Origin of the sequence: Streptomyces sp. NPDC006259, assembly GCF_042870975.1 — a bacterium.
GTDB lineage: Bacteria > Actinomycetota > Actinomycetes > Streptomycetales > Streptomycetaceae > Streptomyces.
On record NZ_JBIAHY010000006.1, the window covers coordinates 130,130 to 156,315 of the forward strand.

Consider the following 26,186-nt stretch of genomic DNA (forward strand, 5'->3'; position numbering starts at 1 on the left):
TGGAGTGGTCTTCCTCACGCGGCTGCGCCACGCGGCGCGTTCGGCCCACTACTCTTGGTGAACATGAAAATTGCTTTCGTTGGGAAGGGCGGCAGCGGCAAGACCACGCTGTCCTCCCTGTTCGTCCGCCATCTCGCGGTCGGCGGTGTTCCGGTGATCGCGGTCGACGCCGATATCAACCAGCACCTGGGCGCCGCGCTCGGACTCGAAGAGGCCGAGGCCTCGGCACTGCCCGCGATGGGCGACCGGCTGCCGCTGATCAAGGACTATCTGCGTGGCACCAACCCCCGCATCGCCTCCGCCGACACGATGATCAAGACCACTCCGCCCGGCGAGGGCTCGCGGCTGCTGCGGGTGTCGGAGGACAACCCGGTGTACGACGCGTGCGCCCGACCGGTGGAACTCGACGGTGGCGCCGTCCGTTTGATGGTCACGGGACCCTTCACGGACGCCGACCTCGGGGTCGCCTGCTACCACTCCAAGACGGGAGCGGTGGAACTGTGCCTGAACCACCTGGTGGACGGCCGCGACGAGTACATGGTCGTCGACATGACGGCGGGTTCGGACTCCTTCGCCTCCGGCATGTTCACCCGCTTCGACATCACGTTCCTCGTCGCCGAGCCGACCCGGAAGGGGGTCTCCGTCTACCGCCAGTACAAGGAGTACGCCCATGACTTCGGCGTCGAGCTGAGGGTCGTGGGGAACAAGGTCCAGGGCCCTGACGACCTGGACTTCCTCCGCGCCGAGGTGGGGGACGACCTGCTCGTGACGGTCGGGCACTCCGACTGGGTACGGGCCATGGAGAAGGGCCGGCCACCCCGGTTCGACTCCCTGGAGCCCACCAACCGCCACGCCCTGGACGTGCTGCGGGCGGCCGCCGACTCGGCGTACGAGCGGCGCGACTGGGAGCGCTACACCCGCCAGATGGTGCACTTCCATCTGAAGAACGCCCGGTCGTGGGGGAACGAGCGCACGGGGGTCGACCTGGCCGCGCAGGTCGACCCCGGCTTCGTCCTCGGCGAGAGCGTGGCCGCCTCGGTGTGACGGTCGCGTGGGCCGTCCCGCGCGACGCCCGTCGCCGCCGACCGACCCGCTATCGCTTGACCGCCGGTGCCCCGGGCACGCCCTTCGGGGCCGGGGCGGGGCTGCCGGAGAGGAAGGACGCCCAGCCCTGCTTCGGGGTCTCGCCCACTCCGAGGCCGCGCAGCTTGGCCAGGAGCTGGGGGTCCTGGGCGTCCAGCCAGTCCGCGAGTTGCCGGAAGGAGACGCAGCGCACCTCCGCCTTGGTGCACACGTTCTCCACGACCTCCTCGACGGCGCGCATGTACGTGCCGCCGTTCCAGGACTCGAAGTGATTGCCGATGATCAGCGGCGCGCGGTTGCCGTCGTAGGCCCGCTGGAAGCCCCTGAGCAGGCCGTCACGCATCTGGTCGCCCCAGTACTCGTGCTTGGCGGGGTTGCCCTGGGTGGCGGTGCCGGACTGGTTGACCATGAAGTTGTAGTCCATGGTGAGCTGCTCGAAGGAGTGGCCGGGGAACGGCACGAGCTGCATGGACAGATCCCACAGGCCTTCCTTCTTGTCGGGCCAGACCTGGTTGTTGACGCCGCTGGTGTCGTAGCGGAAGCCCAGCTCCCGGCCGGCCTTGCGGAAGTTCTCCTGGCCTTCCAGACACGGCGTGCGAGCGCCGATGAGTTCCTTGTCGTAGTCGAAGGGCAGCGGGGCCGCCTTCGCCATGCCGGTGTTGGTCTTCCACGTCTTCACGAACTGTTTGGCCTGGGTGATCTCCTCCTTCCACTCCTCGACCGACCACTCGCCGACGCCACCGTCCTTGCCGCAGAAGTGGCCGTTGAAGTGGGTGCCCACCTCATTGCCCTCCAGCCAAGCCAGGCGCAGCTGCTTCACGGTGTCGGCGATGCCCTGCTCGTCGTTGAAGCCGATGTCGGAGCGGCCGGGCGAGTGCTGGGGCGGCTTGTAGAGGTCGCGCTTGTGCTCCGGCAGGAGGTACACGCCGCTGAGGAAGTAGGTCATGGTGGCGTTGTTCTCCTTGGCCACCTTGCGGAAGTGGGAGAACAGCCGCTGGCTGTCCTCGCCCGCGCCGTCCCACGAGAAGACGACGAACTGCGGCGGTTTCTGTCCGGGCTTCAGTCGTTCCGGTCGGGGCAGATGGGGCTGGGCTCCGGTGAACGCGGTGGAGCCGTCGCCGATCAGGCGGACGGCGTTCTTGGGCGCGGGGGCCGCCGGCTTCGCCTTCCGAGGCCCCGACGCCCCTTCGTCGAGACCGTGGACACCTCCGGTTCCCGTAGCGCAGCCGGCGAGCGATGCGGCGACCGCCGCGGTGATCAGGGCGCCCGCGGCGATCCTCTGGGTGGCGGCCATTTCCGCCCACCTTCTTCCTTCTCCAGGGCCAACAACGGCGCCGCCAACGTCGCACGCGACCCGAAAAGGAATTAATACGACAAGCCGATGAAATGCCCAGTTCACTCACGGGAGTGACTTATTGACCCATTTGCCGGAAAGATCCATGCTCAGGCTTTACTCTGCATTACGATTCGTTTACTGAGAGTTGATCCATCCCGCCGCTGTACGCCGTGACCCACGGCCGCAAGACGCGACCGCGCAGCCCCGGAGGAGACGGGAAACATGTCAGCCTGCGTCCCCACTCGTACGCCGGACTCGCCGCACACCCAGCGTGTCCACCCAGCCCACAACCCCCCGCGCGCCCCGCACCGCCGCTTCCGCGTGGCGGGCGCCGACGTATCCGCCGCCATCGCGGTCTTCCTCATCGCCCTGCCGCTGTCCCTCGGCATCGCCCTCGCCACCGGCGCACCCCTCCAGGCAGGCCTCGTGGCGGCCGCCGTGGGCGGGCTCGTCGCCGGACGGCTCGGTGGCTCGCCCCTCCAGGTCAGCGGACCCGCCGCCGGACTGACCGTCGTCACCGCCGACCTCATCCATCGCTACGGCTGGCGGACGACCTGTGCCATCACCGTCCTGGCCGGACTCGCCCAACTCGGCCTCGGCTGTCTGCGGGTAGCCCGCAGCGCGCTCGCCGTCAGCCCTGCCATCGTGCACGGCATGCTCGCGGGCATCGGTGTCACCATCGCCGTCGCGCAACTGCACATCGTCCTCGGAGGCAGTCCGCAGAGTGCCGTCCTCGACAACCTCCGTTCCCTGCCGGCCCAGTTGGTCGATCTGCACCCCGCCGCCGTGGCGGTCAGCGCCCTCACTCTGGTCCTGCTGCTGCTCTGGCCACGCATCCCCGGCCGCATGGGCCGCCTGCTGCGCAAGGTGCCCGCCGCACTGGTCGCCGTCGCCGGGGCCACCACGACCGCCGTCTTCGCCGGCCTGACCCAGCCCCGGGTCGAGCTGCCGTCCTGGAGCAGCCATGCCCTGGCGGGGCTGCCCGAAGGTCCGGTGCTCGGACTCGTCGCCGCCGTCCTCACCATCACGCTGGTGTGCAGTGTGCAGTCGCTGCTCGGCGCGGTCGCCGTGGACAAGCTCATCGCCGCCCGTCCCGGGGTGCCCGCCGTGATCGGCCGCTCCGACCTGGACCGGGAACTCCTCGGGCAGGGCGCCGCCAACCTGGTCTCCGGCGCACTGGGCGGACTGCCCGTCGCGGGAGTCGCGGTGCGCAGTTCCGCGAACGTCCGCGCCGGTGCCGTCAGCCGGAACTCCACCATGGTGCACGGCGTTCTCGTAGTAGCCGCCGCGCTGTTGATGGTGCCGGTCCTGGAGCTGATCCCGCTCGCCTCGCTCGCGGCCCTGGTCATGGCCGTCGGCATCCAGATGGTGTCCCTGCACCACATTCGCACGGTGACCCGCCACCGCGAGGTGCCGGTGTACGCCGTCACCACCCTCGGCGTGGTGTTCCTCGGCGTCCTGGAGGGCGTGGGCCTGGGCATCGCCGTGGCCGTCGCCGTCTCCATGCGTCGCCTCGCCCGCACCCGCATCACCCACGACGAGAGTGAGGGTGTCCATCACGTACACGTACGAGGGCAGTTGACGTTTCTGGCGGTGCCACGCCTCAGCCGTGCCCTGCACCACGTGCCACAAGGATGCCGTGTCGTCGTCGAGTTGGACGGTTCCTTCATGGACCACGCGGCGTACGAGACGTTGCAGGACTGGCAGAGAACGCACATCGCGCAGGGCGGCTCCGTGGAGCTGACCAGCCGCCGCACCGGCACGGCGACCGACATCCAAACCGGCGCCGACCCCAGCATGGACTCCGACACCTGCGCCGACACCGAGGGCGTCGGGCCGGACGCCTCCCCCGCCCCAGCCGTCGTCTCCACCGACACGGCGGACAGCCCCCTCGCCGGTTGCCGCTGCCGCCCCTGGACACCATGGCGCAACCACCAGTGCGACGGGCCGATGCAGGCACCGTCGCCCGGTGGTCGTACCTCGGGGCGCCGGGAAGGGCTGCCCGTGGAACCGTTCGACGGGGAGCCAGGCGGGCGTTCTTCCGGCGCACTCCTGGTGAAAGCCGCGGAGTCCACGCGGTCGGCCGCCACGAGCGGGCCCGCCACGTCCACCGCTCCCGCCTCGCCCACGTCAGCCACCGCACAGACGGGGGAGGCCGAGCACGCCAAGCAGGGCGAGCACACCGATCCTGCCGAGGACACCGAGCGCACCCAGCCCCTGGGTGCCGCCGGGTCCCGGCCGAGTGCCCGTCAGCTGGTCCGTGGGATCAGCGCCTTCCAGCGGAACACCGCACCACTGGTGCGCGGTGAGCTGGCGCGGCTGGCTCGGGAGGGGCAGCAGCCGTCCCAGCTGTTCCTGACCTGCGCCGACTCGCGGGTGGTCACGTCGATGATCACCTCCAGTGGCCCCGGCGACCTGTTCGTGGTGCGCAATGTGGGCAACCTCGTACCCCCTCCCGGTGAGGAGAGTGGGGACGACTCGGTGGCGGCCGCCATCGAGTACGCGGTGGACGTGCTGAAGGTGCGGTCCATCACGATCTGCGGGCACTCCGGGTGCGGGGCCATGCAGGCACTGCTCGACACCGAACCAGGTGGCGCGCGGACGCCGTTGCAGCGGTGGCTGCGGCACGGTCTGCCGAGCCTGGAGCGGATGGCCGACCCCGGCCGACCCTGGGCGCGGCTGGCCGGACGTGCCGCCGCCGACGCGGTCGAGCAGCTCTGCCTGACCAATGTGGTCGAGCAGTTGGCGAGTCTGCGGGCCCATGAGTCGGTGGCGCGGGCACTGCGGGCCGGGGAGCTGGAGCTGCACGGGATGTACTTCCACGTGGGCGAGGCCCAGGCCTACCTGCTCAGCGAGGCGGGGGTGGGCGAGGGCGGAGCCGAGGTGTTCGACCATGTGGGAGTGGCGGATCTGAGCGCCTGAGAGGTCGGGGCGGGGCGGGGCCGGCCCGTGCGTCGGGGCGGGGCGGAGCTGGCCCGTGCGTCGGCCCCGCCCCGCCACCCACTCCCCGTGGCCCGCCCGGCTTGGCTTCCCCTCCGCACACACCCGCCGTGCTCGGCTCCCCTCACCACGCGCCCGCCCCGCTCGGCCGCCCTCCCCACGCACCCGCCCAGCGCCACCCGGCTCCTCACCCGTCCCCACCCGGCTCCCCTCCCCACACACCCGCCCAGCGCCACCCGGCTCCCCTCCCCACGCACCCGCCCGGCGTCACCCGGCTCCGCTCACCTCCTCGCTACACGCTCCCGTCTCTGCACGGCTCGGCTCCTCCCTCTCCCGAATGTGAAAGCCGTTACACCCCTGAACTCCACCCGACCGGCACCCGTGGGTACGGATGACTCGGAGCGACAGGAACGGAGCCGCACCGTACGGCCCCGACAGGTCTAAACCAATTTCCTGTCGACCCTTGTCACCGGCTCCTGGGTCTGATGAGCTGTGGCCTGGGACACAACGGACACCCTTGGAAAGGGAGATGTCGTGAGCAACGAAAGCCTGGCCAACCTGCTCAAGGAAGAGCGCAGGTTCGAGCCGCCCGCCGACCTGGCCGCCAACGCCAATGTCACGGCGGAGGCGTACGAGCAGGCCAAGGCTGACAGGCTCGGCTTCTGGGCCGAGCAGGCCCGTCGGCTCGCCTGGGACACGGAGCCGACGGAGACGCTGGACTGGTCGAACCCGCCGTTCGCCAAGTGGTTCAAGGACGGCCGGCTCAACGTCGCGTACAACTGCGTGGACCGGCATGTGGAGGCCGGGCACGGCGACCGGGTGGCGATCCACTTCGAAGGTGAACCGGGCGACAGCCGCGCGCTCACCTACGCCCAGCTCAAGGACGAGGTCTCCAAGGCCGCCAACGCCCTGCTGGAGCTGGGCGTGCGCAAGGGCGACCGGGTCGCCGTCTACATGCCGATGATCCCCGAGACGGCGATCGCGATGCTGGCGTGCGCCCGCATCGGCGCCGCGCACTCGGTGGTCTTCGGCGGCTTCTCGGCGGACGCGCTCGCCACCCGCATCCAGGACGCCGACGCCAAGGTCGTCATCACCTCGGACGGCGGATACCGGCGCGGCAAGCCGTCGGCGCTGAAGCCGGCCGTCGACGACGCGGTCGCGCGCGTGGACAACGTCGAGCACGTTCTGGTGGTCCGGCGCACCGGGCAGGAGGTCGCCTGGGACGACAGCCGTGACGTGTGGTGGCACGAGATCGTCGAGCGGCAGCCGGCCGAGCACACGCCCGAGGCGTTCGAGGCCGAGCACCCGCTGTTCATCCTCTACACCTCCGGCACCACGGGTAAGCCGAAGGGCATCCTGCACACCTCCGGCGGCTACCTCACCCAGACCGCGTACACCCACCACGCCGTGTTCGACCTCAAGCCCGAGACCGACGTGTACTGGTGCACCGCCGACGTCGGCTGGGTCACCGGCCACTCCTACATCGTGTACGGGCCGCTGGCGAACGGCGCGACGCAGGTCATGTACGAGGGCACCCCGGACACCCCGCACCAGGGCCGCTTCTGGGAGATCGTGCAGAAGTACGGGGTGACGATCCTCTACACCGCGCCGACCGCGATCCGTACGTTCATGAAGTGGGGCGACGACATCCCCGCGAAGTTCGACCTCTCCAGCCTGAGGATCCTGGGATCGGTGGGCGAACCGATCAACCCCGAGGCCTGGATCTGGTACCGCAAGCACATCGGCGCGGACCGCACACCGGTGGTGGACACCTGGTGGCAGACCGAGACCGGCGCGATGATGATCTCGCCGCTGCCGGGCGTGACCGCGGCCAAGCCCGGTTCCGCCCAGACTCCGCTGCCCGGCATCTGCGCGACCGTCGTCGACGACGAGGCCAACGAGGTGCCCGACGGCGGCGGCGGCTACCTCGTCCTGACCGAGCCGTGGCCCTCCATGCTGCGCACGATCTGGGGCGACGACCAGCGGTTCCTCGACACCTACTGGTCACGCTTCGAGGGCAGGTACTTCGCCGGTGACGGCGCCAAGAAGGACGACGACGGCGACATCTGGCTGCTCGGCCGGGTCGACGACGTGATGCTCGTCTCCGGCCACAACATCTCCACCACCGAGGTCGAGTCCGCCCTCGTCTCCCATCCGTCCGTCGCCGAGGCGGCCGTGGTGGGCGCCGCCGACGACACCACCGGACAGGCGATCGTCGCGTTCGTCATCCTGCGCGGCACGGCGAACGCCGAGGACGAAGACCTGGTCGCCGACCTGCGCAACCACGTCGGCACCGCGCTCGGCCCGATCGCCAAGCCCAAGCGCGTCCTGCCGGTCGCCGAACTGCCCAAGACCCGCTCCGGCAAGATCATGCGCCGTCTGCTGCGGGACGTGGCCGAGAACCGGCAGCTGGGGGACGTCACCACGCTGACGGACTCCACCGTCATGGACCTCATCCAGAAGAAGCTCCCCGCGGCACCCAGCGAGGACTGAGCAAGGCCCCGCGGACCGACGTCCAGGCACCCCGCGCCCAGTGCGCGGGGTGCCCTGTTCGCACCTAACGTGAGAATCGCCGGAACACCCCGGATTCACCTTAGGTAAAGTAAACAAAGGTGAGCCGGGAAGTCTGGTCGGCACGAGTTCCGTGCTGTCCACCACCGGAGGCTTCACCGTGACCGCGCCCCGCGCCGACACCCCCCGCGCCACGACTCCCCGCAAGGTCTTCGGACGCCTGTCCCTGCCCGAGCGGAACTACGTCGCGGACGCGCTGCGCACCGAGACCGTCGGCGGTGTGCTGCTGCTGGTCGCCGCCGTCGCCGCGTTGCTCTGGGCGAACATCCCGGTGCTGCGCGACAGCTATGAGAACGTCAGCCACTTCCACCTCGGGCCCGAGGCGCTCGGGCTGAACCTGTCGATCGCGCACTGGGCGGCCGACGGACTCCTCGCTGTGTTCTTCTTCGTCGCCGGCATCGAGCTGAAGCGGGAACTCGTCGCCGGTGACCTGAAGGACCCGCGGGCCGCCGCGTTGCCCGTCGTGGCCGCCCTGTGCGGCATGGCCGTACCGGCACTGGTCTACGTACTGACGAACCTCACCGGCGGCGGCGCCATGGACGGCTGGGCCGTGCCCACCGCCACCGACATCGCCTTCGCGCTCGCCGTGCTGGCCGTCATCGGCACCTCCCTGCCCAGCGCCCTGCGGGCCTTCCTGCTGACTCTCGCCGTGGTCGACGACCTCTTCGCGATCCTGATCATCGCCGTCTTCTTCACCGACGGCATCGACTTCGCCGCGCTCGGCGGCGCGGCCGTCGGCCTCGGCGTGTTCTGGCTGCTGCTGCGCACGGGCGTACGCGGCTGGTACGTGTACGTGCCACTGGCGCTGGTGATCTGGGCGCTGATGTACAACAGCGGCGTGCACGCCACCATCGCGGGCGTCGCGATGGGCCTGATGCTGCGCTGCGCCACCCGCGAGGGCGAGGAGCACTCCCCCGGCGAGCGCATCGAACACCTCGTCCGCCCACTGTCGGCAGGCCTCGCCGTTCCGCTGTTCGCCCTGTTCAGCGCCGGGGTGTCGATCTCCGGAGGCGCTCTCTCCGATGTGTTCACCCGACCGGAGACGCTCGGTGTCGTCCTGGGCCTGGTCGTCGGCAAGACGGTCGGCATCTTCTGCGGCACCTGGCTGACCGTCCGCTTCACCCGGGCCTCGCTCAGTGAGGACCTCGCCTGGGCGGACGTCTTCGCCGTCGCCTCGCTCGCCGGTATCGGCTTCACCGTCTCGCTGCTGATCGGGGAGCTGGCCTTCGACGGCGACGCGGCCCTCACCGACGAGGTCAAGGCGGCCGTCCTGATGGGCTCGCTGATCGCGGCGGTCCTGGCGACCGTCCTGCTGAAGGTGCGCAACGCCAAGTACCGCCGGATCTGCGAGGCCGAGGAGCGCGACGAGGACCTCGACGGCATCCCGGACATCTACGAGGACGACGACCCGGCATACCACCTGCGGATGGCGGACATCCACGAACGCAAGGCCGCGGAGCACCGCCGACTGGCCGCGGAGAAGGCCGCCGCGCGCCACGGGCTTGCCGAAGTGACGGGCGAGGCGGGCGAGGAGGGCGACCGTCCGGCATGATCTGACGGGACGGTACAAAAGACGGGACCGCACGCAGTCAGGCAGAAGACGGCGGAACCGTACAAGACGAGGGAGACCGCGATGAGCGCACCCGACGGCAGCCCGGTCGGCGCCGAACGTAGCATCGGCCAGCTGTTCGCCTCCGCGACGACCGAGATGTCGGCGCTGGTGCACGACGAGATCGCGCTGGCGAAGGCCCAGCTCAAGCAGGACGTCAAGCGTGGGGCGACGAGCGGCGGGGCGTTCACGGTGGCCGCCGCGATCCTGCTGTTCTCGCTGCCGATGCTGAATTTCGCCCTCGCGTACGGCATCCGTACCTGGAGCAACTGGAACCTGGCGATCTGCTTCCTGCTGTCCTTCGCGGCGAACGTCCTGATCGCCGTGGTCCTGGCGCTGATCGGCGTCCTCTTCGCCAAGAAGGCCAAGAAGAGCAAGGGCCCGCAGAAGGTCGCCGCCTCGATGAAGGAGTCGGCGGGCGTCCTGCAGAACGCCAAGCCGCACCCGCGGCCCGAGCCGGCGGGGGACCATGGCCGGAAGGCCCTCGATCCTGTGGCACGCTCGTCGTCATGACGGACCCCGCCACCCCTTCGGCTCAGCCGGCCTCAGTCGTACGGCCCGAGTTCGTCGGCGAGACCAAGGTGACCCACCGGGAGGTCGCCGCCAACGGCGCGCGCTTCCACATCGCCGAGCTGGGCGACGGTCCCCTCGTGATGCTGGTGCACGGCTTCCCCCAGTTCTGGTGGACGTGGCGGCACCAGCTGACCGCGCTGGCCGACGCCGGCTTCCGGGCCGTCGCCATGGACCTGCGGGGCGTCGGCGGCAGCGACCGCACGCCCCGCGGCTACGACCCGGCCAACCTCGCCCTCGACATCACCGGCGTGATCCGTTCCCTCGGCGAGCCGGACGCCGCGCTGGTCGGCCATGACCTGGGCGGCTATCTGGCGTGGACCGCGGCGGTCATGCGCCCCAAGCTCGTACGGCGGCTCGCGGTCGCCTCGATGCCGCACCCGAGGCGCTGGCGCTCGGCGATGCTCGCCGACGTCCGGCAGACCACCGCCGGATCCCACATCTGGGGGTTCCAGCGGCCGTGGATCCCGGAGCGCCGGCTGACCGCCGACGACGGCGAGCTGGTCGGCCGGCTGATCCGGGAGTGGTCCGGGCCACGGCCGACGGACGACGAGGCGATCGACACGTACCGGCGGGCGATGTGCATCCCCTCCACCGCGCACTGCTCGGTGGAGCCCTACCGGTGGCTGGTGCGGTCGATGGCCCGGCCGGACGGGATCCAGTTCTACCGGCGCATGAAGCGGCCGGTGCGCGTGCCGACGCTGCATCTGCACGGCTCCCTGGACCCGGTGATGCGCACCCGCAGCGCGGCCGGGTCGGGCCAGTACGTCGAAGCGCCGTACCGCTGGCGGCTGTTCGACGGGCTCGGACACTTCCCGCACGAGGAGGATCCGGTCGCCTTCTCCACCGAACTGGTCAACTGGCTGAAGGATCCCGAACCCGATCGGTGACCGGGACGTCGCGACCGGTACCCGGAGGTGAACGCCTGTACTACGAACAGCCAATTGCCTGCCGCATAGGCCAATTGGCGGGCTCCCGGGCGGTTATGGACCTTGGGGCGAGGGCACACGTCGGTGTATGGGCTGGACGCACGACTACAGTGACGCGGCAGGCGACCACCACTCGGCCGGTGGTCTCGACTCCCACCAACGAGGCAGCGGCCCGCAGTTGCAGGGCAGCGACCTGCGGGTGGGCATTCCGCTCATCCTGCGCCGCCGGGCCCGCTGGGTCTCGGTGCGCCTGCGTCACCCGCGCGACTGACGGTCTGGCGCGGGACCCTCCCGGACCCGGTCCGCCGACCGACGAGCCGCACCCCTTCCCCAGGGCCGCAGTCCGCCGCTCGACGGCCGGCACCGCCTCACAGGGCGCAGTTGTCGCTGTCCACCTGCTGGTTGGCGGTGCGTCCCCGGGCGATGTCCTGCCGGATCTCGTCCGCGGTGAGCGCGTAGCCGGTGTCGGCGTCGTCGAGGGACTTCGCAAAGACCACGCCGTACACCTTGCCCTCGGGCGTGAGCAGCGGGCCTCCGGAGTTGCCCTGGCGGACCGTCGCGTACAGCGAGTACACGTCACGCCGGACGGTGCCGCGGTGGTAGATGTCCGGGCCGTTGGCCGTGATGCGGCCTCGCACGCGCGCCGCTCGGACGTCGTACGCGCCGTTCTCCGGGAAGCCGGCGACGATCGCGTTGTCCCCGCTCGAAGCGTCCCCGGTGGTGAACTGCAGGACGGGCGCGTCGAGATCCGGTACGTCGAGGACGGCGATGTCGCGCTTCCAGTCGTACAGCACGACCGTGGCGTCGTGCTTGCGGCCCTCGCCGCCTATCTGGACGGTCGGCTCGTCGACACCGCCCACGACATGCGCGTTGGTCATGACGCGGCGCTCGCCGAAGACGAAGCCGGTGCCTTCCAGCACCTTGCCGCAGCTCTCGGCGGTGCCCATGACCTTGACGATGGAGCGTTGCGCGCGGACCGCCACGGCGCTGCCGGCCAGAGCCGGGTCGGGCGGCTGGACCTCGGTGATCGGCTCGTTGGCGAACGGGCTGAAGACCTGCGGGAAGCCGTTCTGCGCGAGGACGGAGGAGAAGTCGGCGAACCAGGTGTCGGCCTGGGCGGGAAGCGCCTCGGACACGCCGTGCAGCACCGTGGAGCTACGGACCTCCTTGCCCAGCGTGGGCAGGGTCGTACCGGCGAGGGCGGACCCGATCAGCCACGCCACCAGCAGCATCGCGACGACGTTGACCAGGGCGCCACCGGTCGCGTCCAGCGCGCGGGCCGGGGACCAGATGATGTAGCGGCGCAGCTTGTTGCCCAGGTGGGTGGTGAGGGCCTGGCCCACGGAGGCGCAGACGATGACGACGACGACCGCGACGACGGCGGCCGTGGTGCTCACCTCGGAGTTGTCGGTCAGCCAGTCCCAGAGGACCGGCAGCAGATAGACGGCGACGAGTCCGCCGCCGAGGAAACCGATCACCGACAGGATGCCGACGACGAAGCCCTGGCGGTAGCCGACGACCGCGAACCAGACGGCCGCGACCAGCAACAGGATGTCCAGCACGTTCACCGTTCAGGCCTCGCCTCTTTCTACCCGGCCACGGCAGGCCGGCCGGGGGCCGGAGGGTCGTCCTCCGGGTACACACAGCACGGACGCCACCCTGTCACGACCGCCAGTCGAGTGGCACCAGCTTCTCGCGGTCCCAGGGGCGCTCCCAGCCCGCGTAGTGCAGGAGACGGTCGATCACCCCGGCGGTGAAGCCCCACACAAGGGCGGATTCGACCAGGAATGCCGGGCCTCGGTGGCCGCTGGGGTGGTACGCCGTGGCACGGTTGGCGGGGTCCGTGAGATCCGCCACGGGAACCGTGAACACGCGGGCGGTCTCGTTGGGGTCGACCACGCCGACCGGGGTGGGCTCGCGCCACCAGCCCAGCACGGGGGTCACGACGAACTCGCTGACCGGGATGTACAGCTTGGGCAGCACACCGAACAGCTGCACGCCCGCGGGATCCAGGCCGGTCTCCTCCTCTGCCTCGCGCAGGGCGGCTCGCAGCGGGCCGTCGCCGTGCGGATCGCCGTCCTGCGGATCGAGGGCCCCGCCGGGGAAGGACGGCTGCCCGGCGTGCGAGCGAAGTGAGCTGGCACGCTCCATGAGCAGCAGCTCGGGGCCGCGCTCGCCGTCGCCGAAAAGGATCAGGACGGCCGACTGCCGCCCGCCTCCGTCCTCCGGGGGGAGGAACCGGCTGAGCTGGCGCGGCTGCACCGTCTCCACGGCGTCCACCACCGGATCCAGCCAGGCCGGCAGTCCCCTCCTGCTGAGGACCACCGCCCCGCCCTGCGTGTCACTCGCGCGCGTCATCGCCCCACCACCCCCGCTCTGCGTGGTCCAACGCCCGAGGAGGCGCGAATCGTTCCGGTTCGGCGGGGTCGCACCCTGCCTCATCCGGCCCCCAGCGGAGGAGCGGGCCGGCCGCCCGCGTCCAGGTAGGCCTGGGGCGGGTTCAGCCGTTGGCCGGGGAAGCCGCCCTTCTCGTACTTCAGCAGCTTCTTCGCCTTCTCGGGGTCCGTCTCCCCCTCGCCGTACGCCGGGCAGAGCGGGGCGATGGGGCAGGCGCCGCAGGCGGGCTTGCGGGCGTGGCAGATGCGGCGCCCGTGGAAGATCACGTGGTGCGAGAGCATCGTCCACTCGCTCTTGGGGAAGAGCGAGCCGACGGCCGCCTCGATCTTGTCCGGCTCGGTCTCCTGGGTCCACCGCCAGCGCCGTACCAGTCGCTGGAAGTGCGTGTCCACGGTGATTCCCGGTCGGCCGAACGCGTTGCCCAGCACCACGAAGGCGGTCTTGCGGCCCACTCCGGGCAGCTTCACCAGGTCCTCGAGGCGCCCGGGCACCTCACCGTCGAACTGCTCGACCAGGGCCTTGGAGAGGCCTATCACCGACCTGGTCTTGGCGCGGAAGAAACCCGTCGGGCGCAGGATCTCCTCGACGTCCTCCGGATCGGCGGCTGCCAGGTCCTCGGGGGTCGGGTACCTCGAGAAGAGGCCGGGGGTGGTCTGGTTGACCCGGAGGTCGGTGGTCTGGGCGGACAGAACCGTGGCGACCACGAGTTGGAAGGGGTTCTCGAAGTCCAGCTCGGGGTGGGCGTAGGGGTAGATCTCGGACAGCTCGCGGTTGATGCGGCGGGCTCGGCGGACCAGGGCGGTGCGGGACTCGTCCTTGGGAGGCTTCGGCGACTGGGGAGACTCCCGTGACTTCCGTTGCTCCGACCGCTTCTGGGACTTCTGAGGCTTGGCGGCGGCCGTCACGGCGGCGGTCGCGGCGGCGGTCTCGGCATTCGTCGCGGCGGCGGTCTCGGCATTCGTCGCGGGCGCTTCCTTCGGAGGCGCCTTCCTGGCGGGTGCCTTCTTCGCGGGGGCCTTCTTCGCGGGGGCCTTCTTCGCGGGCGCCTTCTTCGCAGCGGCCTTCGCGGGGACCTTCCGCACGGCCGCCTTCTTCACGGGGGCCGCCTTCCTGCCGGCCGCCGGCCTACGGCCGGTGGACGTGCCCTCGGAAGCCGACGGCCCCTCGGCAGCCGCCTTCTTCACGGCTTTCGCCCTCTCCTCGTCACCACCGAAGGCCTGTTCGCCCACAGCGGAATCACCACGTACAACCACCTGCCCAGCCCCCTCGGCCTGTGTTTTCACCGGCGATTCGGACACCCGGCCAGCCTAAAGCCCGACACCGACATCCGCCCCGGACCCTGAAGATCAGCCCCCAATTGGACCCCTGCCGCTTACCCCAGGACACCTGTGCGGCATCCTTGTGACAGATCACACTGTTTGGACCGTCCGGCAAAATGGGGAACACGGACCCCTGGCACACGGGGGAGCACCATCCCCTGAGCAGGTCGACAAGGAGAGAACTCGTGGACGACGTCCTCCGGCGCAACCCGCTCTTCGCGGCACTAGACGACGAGCAGGCCGCGGAGCTCCGCGCCTCCATGAGCGAGGTGACGCTCGCCCGTGGCGACTCCCTGTTCCACGAGGGAGACCCCGGCGACCGGCTCTACGTCGTCACCGAAGGCAAGGTCAAGCTCCACCGCACCTCCCCGGACGGCCGCGAGAACATGCTGGCGGTGGTCGGCCCCAGCGAGCTGATCGGCGAGCTGTCGCTGTTCGACCCGGGCCCGCGCACGGCGACCGCCACGGCGCTGACCGAGGTGAAGCTGCTCGGCCTCGGCCACGGCGATCTCCAGCCCTGGCTGAACGCCCGCCCCGAGGTGGCCACCGCGCTTCTGCGCGCCGTCGCCCGGCGACTGCGCAAGACCAACGACGCCATGTCCGACCTGGTCTTCTCCGACGTTCCCGGACGCGTCGCGCGCGCCCTGCTGGACCTCTCCCGCCGCTTCGGCGTGCAGTCCGAGGAAGGCATCCACGTCGTCCACGACCTCACCCAGGAGGAGTTGGCCCAGCTGGTCGGCGCGTCCCGCGAGACCGTGAACAAGGCGCTGGCGGACTTCGCGCAGCGTGGCTGGCTCCGGCTGGAGGCACGGGCGGTCATCCTGCTGGACGTGGAGCGACTGGCCAAGCGGTCTCGCTGACCGCGGGCCTGGGCCGACGGGCTTGACCGACGGGCTGGGCCGTGAGCTGGGCCGCCGGGCTTCGCCGACAGGGCGCCTGTGCGGGCGTCCCAGATCGACGGGTCGGCGCGCTGCGTCACGGCCGTGCCCGGCTGCTGCGCGACGCGGTGAGGTACGACCTCGGATGGTTCGTGGCGTGTCCGTGCACGCCGCTGCGGGGCGAGGCCCCGGCCGCACGTCCACCCGCCACCGGGCACCCCCCTTCGCGCCCGGGAGATCAGCGGCGCCCTCGCGCTCCTCCTCCCGCGCCGGCGCGTCCGCGTCGCCGAGGCACACGGGCCCGGCTGCGGCCCGCCCGGTGCCGCCCGGTTCCGTGGCCCGCCGTATACGCGCGTGCGGCGCAAAAGCATCCCGGCCGGGCTGGGAGAGCCGGACCGAGAGGCCGGGCCCGGGGACCCGACCGAGACTGCGAGGGCCGGCCGGACCGGACTAGATGAGGCCGTGCTCCTGGAGGTACTCCAGCTGGGCCCGTACCGACAGTTCCGCCGCCGGCCACAGGGAGCGGTCGACGTCGGCGTAGACACGGGCGACGACCTCGGCGGGGCCCTGGAAGCCGTCCTCCACGGCCGTCTCCACCTGGGCGAGGCGGTGGGCGCGGTGGGCGAGGTAGAACTCGACGGCGCCCTGGGCGTCCTCCAGGACGGGCCCGTGGCCCGGCAGCACGGTGTGGACGCCGTCGTCGACCGTGAGGGACCTGAGCCGACGCAGCGAGTCCAGGTAGTCGCCGAGGCGGCCGTCGGGGTGCGCCACCACCGTCGTACCGCGGCCGAGGATCGTGTCGCCGGTCAGGACGGCGCGGTCGGCCGGCAGGTGGAAGCAGAGCGAGTCGGCGGTGTGGCCCGGCGTCGGTACGACCCGCAGCTCCAGGCCGCCGACCGCGATCACGTCACCGGCGGCCAGGCCCTCGTCACCCAGCCGTAGCGCCGGGTCCAGGGCGCGCACCTTCGTGCCGGTCAGCTCGGCGAAGCGGGCGGCGCCCTCGGCGTGGTCGGGATGGCCGTGGGTGAGGAGGGTCAGGGCGACGCGCTTGCCGGCCCTGCCGGCGGTGTCGACGACATTGCGCAGGTGAGCCTCGTCCAGCGGGCCCGGGTCGATCACGACGGTCAGGTCCGAGCCGGGCTCGGAGACGAGCCAGGTGTTCGTGCCGTCCAGGGTCATCGCGGAGGCGTTGGGCGCCAGGACGTTGACCGCGCGCGGGGTGGCGGGGCCCGACAGGACCCCGCCCCGGGGCCGGCCGGGCAGGGCGGCTGCGTCGGTCATGCGGAACCTCCACCGGCCGGGACGTGCTTGGTGAACTCGTCGTGGCCCGGCCAGGAGAGCACGACCTCGCCGTCCTCCAGGCGGGCCCGCGCCAGGACCGGGGCGAGGTCGCGCGCGGGTGCGGCGGCCAGGGCCTCGGCGGCCGTGCCGTACGGGAGCAGTTGGCGCAGGGTCGCGATCGTGGGCGGCATCATCAGCAGCTCGCCCTCGTCGTACGAGGCGGCGGCGTCGGCGGGACGGATCCAGACCGTGCGGTCGGCCTCTGTGGAGGCGTTGCGGGTGCGCTGGCCGTCGGGGAGCGCGGCGACGAAGAACCAGGTGTCGTAGCGGCGGGGCTCGAACTCCGGGGTGATCCAGCGCGTCCAGGCGCCCAGCAGATCGGAGCGCAGCACCAGCCCCCGTCGGTCGAGGAACTCCGCGAAGGAGGTCTCGCGGGCCACGAGGGCGGCCCGGTCGGCCTCCCAGTCGTCGCCGGTGGTGTCGCCGACGACCGCTTCGGCGGTCGGCCCGGCGAGCAGCACGCCGGCCTCCTCGTACGTCTCCCGCACGGCCGCGCAGACGATCGCCTGGGCCGTGGTCTCCTCGACGCCGAGCCGCTCGGCCCACCACGCGCGCGTGGGGCCCGCCCAGCGCACATGGTGGTCGTCGTCGCGGGGGTCGACTCCGCCGCCCGGATACGCGTACGCGCCTCCGGCGAAGGCCATGGAGGCGCGTCTGCGCAGCATGTGGACGACAGGACCGCCGCCGGCGTCCTTCAGGAGCATCACCGTGGCCGCGCGTTTCGGGGCGACCGGGGTGAGTGTGCCGTCCGCGAGCGCACGGATGCGTTCCGGCCAGTCCGGTGGAAACCACTGCCCATTCGCCATGGCCGGAGGCTATCCCGTGACGGGCGAATGTTCGAGAGGTGCCCGAGGTCAGGGGGTGCGCCCGCCGTGGGCGGGCCGCCCCCGCCGTCCGGTGTCCACCGGTTCCAGCGGCTACTCCGCCAGCTCGACCTGGATCTCCACCTCGACCGGGGCGTCCAGGGGCAGGACCGCGACGCCCACCGCGCTGCGCGCGTGCACGCCCTTGTCGCCGAGGACCTCGCCCAGCAGCTCGCTCGCGCCGTTGACGACGGCGGGCTGGCCGGTGAAGTCGGAGGCCGACGCCACGAACCCGACGACCTTCACCACGCGCGCGATGCGGTCCAGGTCACCGGCGACCGACTTGACGGCGGCCAGGGCGTTCAGGGCGCAGGTGCGGGCCAGGTCCTTGGCTTCCTCGGGGGTGACCTCCGCGCCGACCTTGCCCGTGACCGGAAGCTTGCCCTCCACCATCGGCAGTTGGCCGGACGTGTACACGTACCGTCCGGACCGCACGGCCGGCTGGTAGGACGCGAGCGGCGGTACGACCGCGGGCAGGGTCAGGCCCAGCTCGGCGAGCCTCGCCTCGACCGCGCTCACGCCTTCTCCCGCTTCAGGTAGGCCACGAGCTGCTCGGGGTTGTTCGGGCCGGGCACGACCTGGACGAGCTCCCAGCCGTCCTCGCCCCAGGTGTCCAGAATCTGCTTCGTGGCATGGACGAGCAGCGGCACGGTTGCGTATTCCCACTTGGTCATGGGCCGACCTTATCCGCTGTGACGCGAGGGTTCGTCCCCGGCCATGTGGCCGATCGGACACCGGTTATCCACAGCCTCCCGGTTGGCTCGCGCGCCGACTGGTTACGCTCGAAGACGTGAGCAGGCTCCAGGTCGTCAGCGGCAAGGGCGGGACCGGAAAGACCACGGTCGCCGCCGCTCTCGCGTTGGCTCTCGCGACCGAGGGGAAGCGGACGCTTCTCGTCGAGGTCGAGGGCCGCCAGGGCATCGCGCAACTCTTCGAGACGGAGGCGCTGCCTTATGAGGAGCGGAAGATCGCCGTCGCTCCCGGGGGCGGGGAGGTGTACGCCCTGGCGATCGACCCCGAACTGGCCCTTCTGGACTACCTCCAGATGTTCTACAAGCTGGGCGGCGCGGGCCGGGCCCTGAAGAAGCTGGGCGCGATCGACTTCGCCACCACCATCGCGCCCGGCCTGAGGGACGTACTCCTCACCGGCAAGGCGTGCGAGGCCGTGCGCAGGAAGGACAAGAGCGGACGGTTCGTGTACGACCACGTCGTCATGGACGCCCCTCCCACGGGCCGCGTCACCCGCTTCCTGAACGTGAACGACGAGGTCGCGGGCCTCGCCAGGATCGGCCCGATACACAATCAGGCGCAGGCCGTGATGCGGGTGCTGAAGTCCCCGGAGACGGCCGTGCACCTGGTGACGCTGCTGGAGGAGATGCCCGTCCAGGAGACCGCCGACGGCATCGCCGAACTGCGGGCCGCGAGCCTGCCCGTGGGGCGGGTCGTGGTGAACATGGTCCGGCCCGAGGTGTTGGACGCGGACGGGCTGGAACTCGTCAGGACGGTGGCGCGTTCCTCTGTTGCGCGGTCGCTGTCCGCCGCGGGGCTCGGCGGGGCACGCCGGGGCGGGCACGCCGAGCGGCTGGTGGACCCGCTGCTGGCCCAGGCCGGCGAGTACGCCGCGCGGTATGCGCTGGAGCAGGAGCAGCGTGCCGTACTGGGCGAGCTGGGTCTGCCGTTGCACGAACTGCCGCTGCTCGCCGAGGGTGTGGACCTGGCGGGCCTGTACGAAATCGCCGGCGAGCTGCGGAAGCAGGGGATGTCATGAGCGCGGACGAGGCCCAGGTCCAGGAGGAGGGCACCCGCCGTCCCGCCCCCGTGCGCACGCTGGACGTCGACCCCCTGCTCGACGATCCGGGGACCCGCATCGTGGTGTGCTGCGGTTCGGGCGGGGTCGGCAAGACGACGACCGCGGCGGCGCTGGGCCTCAGGGCGGCCGAGCGCGGCCGCAAGGTGGTCGTCCTCACCATCGACCCCGCCCGCCGTCTCGCGCAGTCCATGGGCATCGACTCGCTCGACAACACGCCCCGCCGGGTGAAGGGCGTCGACGGCGACGGCGAGCTGCACGCGATGATGCTCGACATGAAGCGCACCTTCGACGAGGTGGTCGAGGCGCACGCGGACGCCGAGCGGGCGGCCACGATCCTGTCGAACCCCTTCTACCAGTCCCTCTCCGCGGGCTTCGCCGGCACGCAGGAGTACATGGCGATGGAGAAGCTGGGGCAGCTGCGGGCGCGGGACGAGTGGGACCTGATCGTCGTCGACACACCGCCGTCCCGCTCGGCGCTGGACTTCCTGGACGCGCCCAAGCGCCTCGGGTCGTTCCTGGACGGGCGGCTGATCCGGCTGCTGACGGCCCCGGCCAAGCTGGGCGGCCGCGCCGGGATGAAGTTCCTCAACGTCGGGATGTCGATGATGACCGGCACCCTCGGCAAGCTGCTCGGCGGCCAACTCCTCAAGGACGTCCAGACGTTCATCGCCGCGATGGACACGACCTTCGGTGGTTTCCGCACGCGCGCGGACGCCACGTACAAGCTTCTCCAGGCTCCCGGGACGGCGTTCCTCGTGGTGGCGGCGCCCGAGCGGGACGCGCTGCGGGAGGCGGCGTACTTCGTGGAGCGGCTGGCCGCCGAGCGCATGCCGCTGGCCGGCCTGGTGCTCAACCGGGTCCATGGCAGCGGCGCCGCCCAGCTGTCCGCCGAGCGGGCGCTCGCCGCCGCCGAAAATCTTGCGGAAGCCCGCATTGTGGATCAGGGCGGCGGGAAAGCTGGACTTCGTCACTCTCCCGACACGTACGGCAGTTCAGAATCGACCGCTCCGGGGACACCGGCCCCCGACAGTGACACCGCCGATGGCTCCCCCACCGGCTCCGACCTGGCGCGGTCCACCGACCAGCTCACCGCCGGCCTGTTGAGGCTGCACGCCGATCGTATGCACCTGCTCTCCCGTGAGCAGCGCACACGGGACCGCTTCGCCTCGCTGCACCCCGAAGTGGCGGTGGCCGAAGTGGCCGCGCTGCCCGGCGACGTTCACGACCTGGCAGGGTTGCGGGACATCGGCAACCGGCTCGCGGCCAACCGGCCGGAGCTGCCCGAGGCGGAGGTCTGAGGGGACGGACCCCCTCAGCTCACCGCCGCGTAGTTCTCGTACATCTGGTCATCGTCGAGCGGCACGATGCCCGCTCCGCGCTCGTACTCCGAGCGCGCGGTCTCCAGGAGCCGGCGCCAGGAGGTCACGGTCGGCCGCCTGCGCAGCAGTGCGCGGCGCTCGCGCTCCGTCATGCCTCCCCACACGCCGAACTCGACGCGGTTGTCGAGCGCGTCCGCCAGGCACTCGGTCCGCACCGGGCATCCGGTGCACACCGCCTTGGCCCTGTTCTGCGCTGCTCCCTGAACGAACAGTTCATCCGGATCGGTAGTGCGGCAGGCAGCCTGCGCACTCCAGTCGGTTACCCAGCCCATACCGGCGCCGTCCTCTCCCGAATCGAGGCTCCCCCACGGCGGCAGCGGCATATTCACCGCCGCCAGTTGAGGACGTTACGGAAGGTGGGCACAGCGCAACACCCCCTTCGGGCCCAATCTTGAATGGCCCGAACGGACTATGCGTAAGCGGCAGATCACCCGGGGGAGTGAGCCTGCGACATATGCGACCATCCCGGCGAATCGGGACGGTTTGCTTGAGTCACAACGGACGCCCGGTGACACACAAGGCGGATTCGGACACGCCCTCACCAGAAAGTAAGGAACCTCCGGAACGATTCGGGGTCGCCGGACGTATTGATACGTAGCCCTGCTGCTGTGACAGTTGAGAGCAGCTTAGGCCAAGGCATTGACGCGTGTCCGGCGAATGAGAACGTAGGCTGCCCTCATGCCAAAGAAGAGCTCGGGCGGTGGTCTGACGGCGACCCAGCAGGCCGCCAAGTTCCTCGGTGTCAGTGTGCTCGCGGGAGCCGTGCTGGCCGGCATCGCGCTGCCCGCGGTCGGAGCGCTGGGTCTGGCCGCGAAGGGGTCGGTGGAGTCCTTCGACGAACTCCCGGCCAACCTCAAGACGCCGCCGCTGAGCCAGCGCACCACGATCCTCGACGCCGACGGCGACCAGATCGCCACGGTCTACTCACGTGACCGCACGGTCGTCGACCTCAAGAACATCTCGCCGTACATGCAGAAGGCGATCGTCGCGATCGAGGACTCGCGCTTCTACCAGCACGGCGCGGTGGACCTGAAGGGCGTCCTGCGCGCCCTGAACAAGAACGCGCAGAGCGGTGGCGTCTCCGAGGGCGCCTCGACGCTCACGCAGCAGTACGTGAAGAACGTCTTCGTCGAGGAGGCCGGTGACGACCCGACGAAGGTCGCGCAGGCCACCCAGCAGACCATCGGCCGGAAGATCCGCGAGCTGAAGTACGCGATCCAGGTCGAGGAGGAGCTGGGCAAGAAGAAGATCCTCGAGAACTACCTGAACATCACCTTCTTCGGCCAGCAGGCCTACGGCGTCGAGGCCGCCTCCCAGCGGTACTTCTCCAAGCACGCCAAGGACCTGACCCTCGCCGAGTCGGCCCTGCTGGCGGGCATCGTCCAGTCGCCGAGCCGGTACGACCCCGTCAACGACGAGGCCGAGGCCGTCAAGCGGCGTAACGTCGTGCTGGAGCGCATGGCCGAGGTCGGGGACGTCTCGCAGGCCGAGGCCGACAAGGCGAAGCAGGACCCGCTGGGCCTGAAGGTCACCCAGCCGAAGAACGGCTGCATCACGGCCGTGCGGGGCGCCAGCTTCTTCTGCAAGTACGTCGAGCGGGTCTTCCTCAGCGACCCGGTCTTCGGCAAGACGAAGGAAGAGCGCGCCAAGACCTGGAACCGGGGCGGTCTGACCATCCGGACGACGCTCGAACCGCAGGCCCAGGCGTCCGTGCAGGACTCGCTGAAGGACCACGTCAACAAGTCGGACAAGGTCGCCGCGGCCGCCACGCTCGTGGAGCCCGGCACCGGCAAGATCCTCGGGATGGGCCAGTCGAAGCCGTACGGCTACGGCAAGAACGAGACCGAGTACAACTTCTCGGTCAACGCCGCGATGGGCGGGTCGAACTTCGGCTTCCCGACCGGTTCGACGTTCAAGCCCTTCGTGGCCGCGGCCGCGCTGGAGCAGGGCAAGCCGCCGACGCAGTCCTACCCCGCGCCGTACAAGATGCCGTACCCCCAGCAGGTGCAGACGTGCAGCGGCAAGCCGTGGGTCAACCTGCAGGACGAGACGCTCGAGAACGAGTCGGAGACCGAGGTCGGCCCCTTCGCGCTGCGGGAGGCCATGGAGCTGTCGGTCAACACCTACTTCGTGGAGATGCTCGGCGACATCGGCATGTGTCCCGTGGTCAAGATGACCGACGCCCTCGGCGTCGTCCAGGGCAACGGCGACAAGGTGCCCGAGGTGCCGTCCTCGATGACCCTCGGTTCGACCGGCCTCTCGCCGCTGACGATGGCGAGCGCGTACGCGGCCTTCGCCAGCCGCGGGATGTACTGCACTCCGATCGCCATCGAGTCGATCACCCAGACGGTGGGCGGCGAGAAGAAGTCGCTGGAGGTCCCGAAGTCGACCTGCTCACGCGCGATGAGCGAGAAGACCGCCGACAGCATCAACACCCTGCTGAGCGGAGTGGTCGACTCCGGTACAGGCCAGCAGGCCGGCCTCTCCGGAGGCCGCGCGAACGCCGGTAAGACGGGTACGACGGACGAGCGCAAGAACGCCTGGTTCGTCGGCTACACGCCGAACCTGTCGGGCGCGGTCTGGGTCGGCAGCGCCTCCCAGAAGGTCAAGATGACCAACATCTGGATCGGCGGCACCTACCACGCCCAGGTCTACGGCGGTGACACTCCCGGTCCCATCTGGCGGGACGCCATGACCGGCGCGCTGGAGGGCAAGGACGCTCCCCCCTTCCACCTCATCAGCATCCCGAACGGTGAGAAGAAGGACCCCAAGGAGGACGACCGCGACGACAACGGCCGCGGCGGCAACGGTCGTGGGAACGGGAACGACGACGGGAACAACGGCGACGACGGCTTCATCGGCGGCCTCGTCGACGGCGGCACGACGGGCTCGACGGGTGACACCACGGGCGGCATCACCCTCCCCGACAACCTCTTCCAGGGGCAGGGCAACGGGGGCGGCGGGAACGGGAACGGGAACGGCGGGCGGGGCTGAGCCTCCCCCGGCTACCGGCTCGCGCCCACGCCCACGCCCATGAGCGACGGCCCCCGGCTCCCTGGACAGGGGGACGGGGGCCGTCACTGTGGGTATGGCGCGGTTGCCTGCTCTGGTGGGGCTGTCGGTGCGACCGTTGGGATCGCTGTTGATATCGGTGTCGGTATCGCTTTTGGGGGCGCTGTCGGGATCGCTGTTGGCAGGGTGGTAGGCGTGTTCGTCGCTTCCGTCGCGTTGTTCGCGCGGGGCGCGGGGGCCATGCGCACGCCTTGGTCCGGCACGGCCCGGCACGGCACGGCCGGCCTTGCAGCAGCAGGCCTGGCCGTCGGGCGGCCTTCCGATCCAGCCCCGCCTGCCCGCCGGCCCCGTCCGCTCCGTCAGCCCGCGAGCGACTTCTTGACCAGGGCGGCGACGCGGCCGCCCTCCGCCAGGCCGGCCACCTTGGGGTTCACGATCTTCATGACGGCGCCCATCGCCCGCGGCCCCTCGGCACCGGCCGCCTTCGCCTCCGCGACAGCCTGGGCGACGATGGCCTCCAGCTCGTCGTCACCGAGCTGCTTCGGCAGGTACGCGGCGAGGATCTCGCCCTCCGCCTTCTCCCGCTCGGCCGACTCGGCGCGACCACCCTGCGCGAAGGCGTCCGCGGCCTCGCGACGCTTCTTCGCCTCACGGGTGATCACCTTCTGCACCTCGTCGTCGGAAAGCTCGCGCTTGGTCGTGCCCGCGACCTCTTCCTTCGTGATCGCGGTGAGGGTCAGCCGGAGCGTCGAGGAGCGGAGCTCGTCGCGCTCCTTGATCGCAGCGTTGAGGTCTTCCTTGAGCTTCGACTTGAGCGTGGTCATGGGCTCGATTGTCGCAGGTGCGGGCGGAACGCCGCCCCATCATTTACTTCCCTTCCGGTACGCCCCCTCGTCGGCCTCGCTCGCCCAAGGGGTGACACGTCAGGGACAACTGAGGGGCGTCTCGGGGATGTTCCGGGGGACGGTGCGGTCCGGGTCGCCGACCCGGTCTGACACGATGGTCGTATGCGCGCGCGATACGGAGTACCTCTGTCCCTCGCGGCGGCTGGCGCCGCCGGTCTGGTGTACGCGGCGGGTTTCGAGGCCCGCTCGTTCCGCCTCCGAAGGGTGACGGTCCCCGTCCTCCCCGCCGGGATGCGCCCCCTGCGCGTCCTACAGGTCTCGGACATCCACATGGTGAGCGGCCAGCGCAAGAAGCAGCGCTGGCTGCGCTCGCTGGCCGGCCTGCGTCCCGACTTCGTGATCAACACCGGCGACAACCTGTCCGACCCGGAGGGCATCCCGGAGGTCCTCGACGCGCTCGGCCCTCTGATGGAGTTCCCGGGCGCGTACGTCTTCGGCTCCAACGACTACTACGGCCCCACACCGCGCAACCCGGCCCGCTACCTCTCGGAGAAGATCCAGGGCCGGCACGGACTGAACGGCAACCCGCCCGTGGTCGGCGTCGTCCACAACCCGTGGGAGGACCTGCGCGACGGTTTCGACGGCGCGGGCTGGCTCAACCTCACGAACACGCGCGGCACGCTGAAGATCGACGGCGTGTCGGTCGAGCTGACGGGACTGGACGACCCGCACATCAAGCGGGACCGGTACGCGCAGGTGGCCGGCGGCCCGTCGGAGTCGGCGGACTTCTCGATGGGCGTCGTGCACGCGCCGTACCTGCGCGTCCTGGACTCGTACACGGCCGACGGCTACCCCCTGATCCTCGCCGGCCACACCCACGGCGGCCAGCTGTGCATCCCCTTCTACGGCGCCCTCGTCACCAACTGCGACCTGGACACGGACCGGGTGAAGGGCCTGTCCACGCACACGGCGGCTGACCACACGGCGTACCTGCACGTGTCGGCGGGCTGCGGCACGAACCGCTACACACCGGTGCGGTTCGCCTGCCCGCCGGAGGTGACGTTGCTGACGCTGGTGGGGAGGGAGTAGGAGGGGGAGGTGGGGGGGGCGGGAGTAGGAGGGGTTGGGCCCGGGGCTGGTGAGAGGTTGGGCCCGGGGCTGGTGTGGTGAGGGGCGGGGCAGGCGGGCTGGTGAGGGGCGGGGCCCGGGAGCTGGTGAGGGCGCGGCCCGAGGGCTGGTGAGGGCGCGGCCCGAGGGCTGGTGAGGGCAGGGCGACGAGGGTTGCTGAGGACGCGGCCCGAGGG

The 26,186-nt window shown here is 70.8% G+C and carries 22 protein-coding genes; 12 read left to right on the forward strand and 10 right to left on the reverse strand.

Features of this window, described 5'->3' with window-relative positions:
• The first annotated feature begins 63 nt into the window (after positions 1-63).
• Entirely contained in the window at positions 64-1,044 is a 981-nt protein-coding gene (locus tag ACFYO5_RS25090) for an ATP-binding protein (RefSeq protein WP_388712591.1), read from the forward strand.
• Positions 1,045-1,093: 49 nt separating this feature from the next.
• On the opposite strand, the gene ACFYO5_RS25095 is transcribed toward ACFYO5_RS25090, so the two are convergent.
• Positions 1,094-2,377 carry a hypothetical protein gene (locus ACFYO5_RS25095; RefSeq protein ID WP_388712594.1) on the reverse strand — a complete coding sequence of 428 codons (1,284 nt, stop codon included), beginning with the start codon at positions 2,375-2,377 and terminating at the stop codon, positions 1,094-1,096.
• A gap of 264 nt (positions 2,378-2,641) precedes the next feature.
• On the opposite strand from ACFYO5_RS25095, the gene ACFYO5_RS25100 reads away from it, so the two are divergent.
• The 6 genes from ACFYO5_RS25100 (at position 2,642) to ACFYO5_RS25125 (ending at position 11,309) form a co-directional block, all read left to right on the forward strand.
• Entirely contained in the window at positions 2,642-5,341 is a 2,700-nt protein-coding gene (locus ACFYO5_RS25100; RefSeq protein ID WP_388712597.1) for a SulP family inorganic anion transporter, read from the forward strand.
• Between the two features lie 552 nt (positions 5,342-5,893).
• A complete protein-coding gene (gene acs, locus ACFYO5_RS25105; protein WP_388712600.1) occupies positions 5,894-7,852 on the forward strand; it encodes an acetate--CoA ligase in 1,959 nt (652 codons plus the stop codon).
• 178 nt (positions 7,853-8,030) lie between these two features.
• Positions 8,031-9,482, forward strand: coding sequence for a Na+/H+ antiporter NhaA (gene nhaA, locus ACFYO5_RS25110; protein ID WP_388712603.1), 1,452 nt, complete (start codon positions 8,031-8,033; stop codon positions 9,480-9,482).
• 81 nt (positions 9,483-9,563) lie between these two features.
• The gene (locus tag ACFYO5_RS25115; RefSeq protein WP_388712606.1) at positions 9,564-10,052 is read left to right on the forward strand and encodes a phage holin family protein; all 489 of its coding nucleotides are present in this window, start codon (positions 9,564-9,566) and stop codon (positions 10,050-10,052) included.
• Positions 10,049-10,999, forward strand: coding sequence for an alpha/beta fold hydrolase (locus tag ACFYO5_RS25120; protein WP_388712609.1), 951 nt, complete (start codon positions 10,049-10,051; stop codon positions 10,997-10,999). Before ACFYO5_RS25115 ends, ACFYO5_RS25120 begins: the two co-directional genes overlap by 4 nt.
• Positions 11,000-11,126: 127 nt before the next feature.
• On the forward strand, positions 11,127-11,309 hold the full coding sequence (locus tag ACFYO5_RS25125; RefSeq protein WP_356560687.1) for a hypothetical protein: 183 nt from the start codon (positions 11,127-11,129) through the stop codon (positions 11,307-11,309).
• A 97-nt stretch (positions 11,310-11,406) separates the two neighbouring features.
• On the opposite strand, the gene ACFYO5_RS25130 is transcribed toward ACFYO5_RS25125, so the two are convergent.
• The 3 genes from ACFYO5_RS25130 to nth all read right to left on the reverse strand — a co-directional run bounded on the left by ACFYO5_RS25130 (position 11,407) and on the right by nth (position 14,532).
• Positions 11,407-12,606, reverse strand: coding sequence for a MarP family serine protease (locus tag ACFYO5_RS25130; protein ID WP_388712612.1), 1,200 nt, complete (start codon positions 12,604-12,606; stop codon positions 11,407-11,409).
• Between the two features lie 94 nt (positions 12,607-12,700).
• Positions 12,701-13,396, reverse strand: a complete 696-nt coding sequence (locus tag ACFYO5_RS25135; RefSeq protein ID WP_388712615.1) for an NUDIX hydrolase — start codon at positions 13,394-13,396, stop codon at positions 12,701-12,703.
• Positions 13,397-13,476: 80 nt separating this feature from the next.
• On the reverse strand, positions 13,477-14,532 hold the full coding sequence (nth, locus tag ACFYO5_RS25140; protein ID WP_388713654.1) for an endonuclease III: 1,056 nt from the start codon (positions 14,530-14,532) through the stop codon (positions 13,477-13,479).
• A 407-nt stretch (positions 14,533-14,939) separates the two neighbouring features.
• Between nth and ACFYO5_RS25145 the strand changes: the two genes are divergently transcribed.
• On the forward strand, positions 14,940-15,614 hold the full coding sequence (locus ACFYO5_RS25145) for a Crp/Fnr family transcriptional regulator (protein WP_020129286.1): 675 nt from the start codon (positions 14,940-14,942) through the stop codon (positions 15,612-15,614).
• Positions 15,615-16,082: 468 nt separating this feature from the next.
• Here ACFYO5_RS25145 and ACFYO5_RS25150 read toward each other — a convergent pair whose 3' ends face one another.
• From ACFYO5_RS25150 to ACFYO5_RS25165, 4 genes are all read right to left on the reverse strand, one after another.
• Positions 16,083-16,913, reverse strand: coding sequence for an MBL fold metallo-hydrolase (locus tag ACFYO5_RS25150; RefSeq protein WP_388712619.1), 831 nt, complete (start codon positions 16,911-16,913; stop codon positions 16,083-16,085).
• The gene (locus tag ACFYO5_RS25155) at positions 16,910-17,779 is read right to left on the reverse strand and encodes an NUDIX hydrolase (RefSeq protein ID WP_388712622.1); all 870 of its coding nucleotides are present in this window, start codon (positions 17,777-17,779) and stop codon (positions 16,910-16,912) included. Before ACFYO5_RS25155 ends, ACFYO5_RS25150 begins: the two co-directional genes overlap by 4 nt.
• A 111-nt stretch (positions 17,780-17,890) precedes the next feature.
• Entirely contained in the window at positions 17,891-18,355 is a 465-nt protein-coding gene (locus ACFYO5_RS25160; protein ID WP_356560697.1) for a RidA family protein, read from the reverse strand.
• Complete coding sequence (locus tag ACFYO5_RS25165; RefSeq protein ID WP_003967454.1) at positions 18,352-18,510, reverse strand: DUF4177 domain-containing protein; 159 nt, start codon at positions 18,508-18,510, stop codon at positions 18,352-18,354. The genes ACFYO5_RS25160 and ACFYO5_RS25165 overlap by 4 nt, the downstream gene beginning before the upstream one ends.
• Before the next feature lie 116 nt (positions 18,511-18,626).
• Between ACFYO5_RS25165 and ACFYO5_RS25170 the strand changes: the two genes are divergently transcribed.
• Positions 18,627-19,604 (forward strand): ArsA-related P-loop ATPase, encoded by a 978-nt coding sequence (locus ACFYO5_RS25170; protein ID WP_356560699.1) that lies wholly within the window; start codon positions 18,627-18,629, stop codon positions 19,602-19,604.
• Entirely contained in the window at positions 19,601-20,944 is a 1,344-nt protein-coding gene (locus tag ACFYO5_RS25175) for an ArsA family ATPase (RefSeq protein WP_388712626.1), read from the forward strand. The genes ACFYO5_RS25170 and ACFYO5_RS25175 overlap by 4 nt, the downstream gene beginning before the upstream one ends.
• Before the next feature lie 14 nt (positions 20,945-20,958).
• Here the strand turns inward: ACFYO5_RS25175 and wblA are convergent, their stop codons facing one another.
• Complete coding sequence (wblA, locus tag ACFYO5_RS25180) at positions 20,959-21,297, reverse strand: transcriptional regulator WblA (RefSeq protein WP_356561184.1); 339 nt, start codon at positions 21,295-21,297, stop codon at positions 20,959-20,961.
• Between the two features lie 406 nt (positions 21,298-21,703).
• Here wblA and ACFYO5_RS25185 point away from each other — a divergent pair, with 406 nt between their 5' ends.
• Entirely contained in the window at positions 21,704-24,019 is a 2,316-nt protein-coding gene (locus tag ACFYO5_RS25185) for a transglycosylase domain-containing protein (RefSeq protein WP_388712629.1), read from the forward strand.
• A gap of 377 nt (positions 24,020-24,396) precedes the next feature.
• Here ACFYO5_RS25185 and ACFYO5_RS25190 read toward each other — a convergent pair whose 3' ends face one another.
• Complete coding sequence (locus tag ACFYO5_RS25190; protein ID WP_356560705.1) at positions 24,397-24,861, reverse strand: GatB/YqeY domain-containing protein; 465 nt, start codon at positions 24,859-24,861, stop codon at positions 24,397-24,399.
• 183 nt (positions 24,862-25,044) lie between these two features.
• On the opposite strand from ACFYO5_RS25190, the gene ACFYO5_RS25195 reads away from it, so the two are divergent.
• The gene (locus ACFYO5_RS25195; protein WP_388712632.1) at positions 25,045-25,971 is read left to right on the forward strand and encodes a metallophosphoesterase; all 927 of its coding nucleotides are present in this window, start codon (positions 25,045-25,047) and stop codon (positions 25,969-25,971) included.
• Positions 25,972-26,186: the final 215 nt, after the last annotated feature.